This is a genomic window from Aeromonas sp. HMWF014, from assembly GCF_963878295.1.
GTDB classification, from domain to species: Bacteria; Pseudomonadota; Gammaproteobacteria; order Enterobacterales; family Aeromonadaceae; genus Aeromonas; species Aeromonas popoffii.
In genome coordinates, this window is sequence record NZ_CAWNYS010000380.1 from 1 (window position 1) to 3,604 (window position 3,604).

Sequence of the window (3,604 nt, forward strand, 5' to 3'; positions counted from 1 at the left end):
GTCCCAGAGTGTGCAGGATCTGATGTATGCTGCCCTGGATCTGCTCGGTTGCCTTGTGGGTGCGAGTCGACAGGGTGCGCACCTCGTCGGCCACCACAGCAAAGCCGCGGCCCTGCTCACCGGCCCGCGCTGCCTCGATGGCTGCATTGAGGGCCAGCAGGTTGGTCTGGTCGGCTATGCCCTGGATCTCGCCCATCACGCTGCCGATCCGCTCCGATTCGCTGGCCAGCTCCACCGCAGAGTTGAACGCCAGCTCCGCCTGTTTGGCAAGCTGCTCGATGCGTTGTTCTGTCTGGCTCAGCTGTTGGTTGGTGTGTTCGCAGCGGCTGCGAGCCTCGTTGACCTGACCGTTGGAGTCCTGAATGTTGTGGGCGATCTCGTGGGCCGTGCTGGCCATCTGGGTCATGGCGGCAGCCATCTGCTGGGTCTGGGCATTCTGCTCGTTGATGTCGAGGCAGGCCTGATGGGACGCCTGTTTCAGGTTGGTGGCCAGGGTCTGCAGGGGGTGGGTTGCATCGTTGACCCGGCCCAGCACGGTACGGATGCGGGCCTGCAGCATCTTGATGTGAAAGTCGGCGATGGCGCCGGGGCCGTCGCCCGAGTAAACCAGCCGGGTCAGGCTGTCGTATTCGCGGCCGAGCTGCTGCAGATAGAGCGGCAGCGCAAAGAGCTCGCGCCAGTAAGCGCCACCTATGAGCAGCAGGGGCAGCAGCATCAGCAGGGCAGCCATGGCGCCCTTGCTGACAAAGGCCCAGCCGAGCAAGCCGAGCAACAGCAGGCCCAGCACCGGCAGGCGTACGTGGCTGAAGGAGGGAAGGCTGCTGGTCGAGCCGCGCTCCGCCTTGAGCAGAGCCTGATAGGTCTGGTTAGCGACTCGCTTGAGCTGGGGTTCCGGTTTGCAGCGTACCGACTGGTAACCGCTGACTATGCCCCCCTCGTAGATGGGGGTCACATAGGCGTCGACCCAGTAGTAACGGCCATCCTTGCAGCGGTTCTTCACCATGCCGCGCCAGGGCTTGCCCTCCTTGAGGCGAGCCCACAGATCGGCAAAAGCGGCCTTGGGCATGTCGGGGTGTCGCACCAGGTTGTGGTTGTGGCCGACCAGTTCTTCAACGGGGTAGCCAGCGATGCGGCAGAAGGCGGGGTTGGCATAGGTGATCACCCCGCGCAGATCCGTGGTGGAAACCAGTTGTTCGTCGGCAGGAAACTCCACTTCGCTGTCCAGGGTATGGGCGTCTCTGCGGGCCATAGGAATACGCTCCGATGTTCTTGTTGATAGTTTTGTCGTTTTTATTGTGGCAGATCTGGGTGTGGTTGCAGGTGCTTGCCAGGGCGTGCCAGGTTGGCTTCATTAGGGGCTGAATTTTGCCAACAATGGTGGATGAATGGTAGGGGTAAGTTGGTTTTTTGTTGGTGGATGGTAAAAAAGGCGACCGAAAGGTCGCCAGATAGGAAGGTAATGCTACTTCTGTGGCACTCGGTAACCCACCTGTAGCTGGTCGAGGATCTGCAGCTGACCCGGCAGGCGGGCGGCGAAGTGATCCCACGCCTTGCTGGCGGGGTCGCTCCAGGCCACCTCGGCGGTGGCCAGCATGCGCGGGAACAACATATAGTCGAGGCGGTCACGAGAGGTCACCAGTTCCGACCACAAGGGGCTCAGCACCCCGAGTATATTATTGCTGGCATGGAAATCGGCTGGGGCAGGGTCACACGAGTAGACCTGCTCCAGATTGAGGGTGCCCGCCCAGTAGAGGCCGGGTTCGCCGGGATCCTGGTTCCAGGCCAGATCCAGATAGAGGTGCTGGGCAGGCGCCATCACCACGGGATACCCCGCCGCAGCGGCATCCAGCCCTGCCTGGAAGCTGGTCCAGGCAAAGATGGTGGCATCCCGGCTCACCTTGTCACCGTGCAATATCTCCTCCCAGCCCAGCATCCGCTTGCCCTTGCCCGCCAGATATTGCTGGCAGTGGCGCAGCAGGTGGCCCTGTAGCTCACTGCAATCCTGATACCCCTCTTGTTGCATCAGCTGCTGGCAGGCCGGGCTGCCGGTCCAGACTCCGGTCGGCACTTCGTCACCCCCCATGTGGATCTGCGGATCGGGGAATAGCTCGCACACCTCGTCGATCACTGCTTCCAGAAACGCATAGGTGCCGGGTAGGGCCGGATTGAGCACGTTGTCATCGAAATATTGCACCGAGCGGTAGCGGGAGCGATCAGCCTCTTCCACTAGCAGCTCCGGCAGCGCCTTGATGGCGGCGTGGCAGTGGCCCGGAATGTCGATCTCGGGAATGACGGTGATGCCGAGCTCACTGGCATAGCTCACCAGCTCCTTCACCTCGCTCTGGGTGTAGTAGCCGCCATAGGGTTCGGCGCCGCCGCTGAGCTGGGGCCCCACAGGCAGATCGTGGCCGCGCCAGGCGGCTAGCTCGGTCAACTGCGGGAAGGCCTTGATCTCGAGCCGCCACCCCTCGTCATCGGTCAGGTGCCAGTGGAAGCGGTTGAACTTGTAGAGGCTCATCAGCTTGAGCAGGCGCTTGAGGGTGGCCAGGGTGTGAAAGTGGCGGGCACAGTCGAGGAAGATGCCGCGAAAGCCAAAGCGGGGGGCATCGACCAGCTCGATGCAGGGCAGGCTCTCCCCATGTTGCAGATACCACTGTGCCAGGCTCACCAGACCGTGGCGCCAGCCAGCCTCGCCAGCTGCGGCTATGGTCACCCCTTCCGGCGTGATGGTGAGGCGATAGGCCTCGCTAGCCAGGGGCTCCTCGAGCAGCCGGATCTCCCCATCATGATCCTGTTCCAGCGCGAGCCCGGTCAGCTCGTTGAAATGGTCCAGCAGGGTGGTAAGCGACCCGGGCCCGCTGACATGGGCCCGCTCTGCCAGCCGGAAGTTGCCCTCCAGCAGCACCCGCTGATCCGGCTGGGGCACTATGCCAGCGAGGGGCTCGACCTTGGGCAGATCCGGGGCGTTGGGCCCGCTTGGCGGCAGGCCAAGATCCTCATCGGCCAGCACCACAGGCATCAGCTGGGGGCCTGTGCTGGCCTCGGGCAGGCTCAGGAAGAAGCCGCGTGGCATGTCGGAGAGTTTCTTGATGGGGGTGTTGCGACAGCAAAAACGCAGCTCCCGTTGCCCCTCCGCCGGGATCAGCACCTTGTAGCTGCCGCTCTGGCGTTCCAGTCTGGCACCTTCGAGGGAGGCGGGATCTATGTGACGCGCCAGGCAGAAGTGGAGCTTCCAGTGGGCTGCCGGCAGCTGGCTCAGGCTAAAGCGGAACCAGACGTCCTTGCCATCGTGCCGCTCAACCTGGGTGTGGATCAGGGGTGCAGACATGCAAATTCCTCTGAGGGAGTTAAGGGAACAAACAGGGCGATCATCTCCTTGTGGTACTGGTCAACGCGGGGAGGGATCCTGAGTGCGGAGATGGGCGCCCCCTGAAGCGGGCAGAGGGGGATCCTGTCCCCGCCTGCGGGCAGATCGAATTGGACAAGGCTCAGCAGTGCAGACATGGGAACGCCTCCGACTGGGCAAACAGGATGGCCCCCTCCAGTGCATCGGCTTGCGGGTGAACGAGGTTGACGTGCGCCAGCCGGGGGGCGAGGCGCATAC

At 63.1% G+C, this 3,604-nt stretch carries 2 protein-coding genes and 1 pseudogene; all 3 read right to left on the reverse strand.

The features are described from left to right. The coding region (locus tag AAC083_RS15570) for a methyl-accepting chemotaxis protein (protein ID WP_108537067.1) at positions 1-1,249 on the reverse strand (1,249 nt) is incomplete at its 3' end. Positions 1,250-1,462: 213 nt separating this feature from the next. Beyond that, complete coding sequence (locus tag AAC083_RS15575; RefSeq protein WP_108537068.1) at positions 1,463-3,328, reverse strand: beta-N-acetylhexosaminidase; 1,866 nt, start codon at positions 3,326-3,328, stop codon at positions 1,463-1,465. A 160-nt stretch (positions 3,329-3,488) separates the two neighbouring features. Further along, positions 3,489-3,604 (reverse strand): annotated as a pseudogene (locus tag AAC083_RS15580) (BadF/BadG/BcrA/BcrD ATPase family protein); the annotation flags it as partial.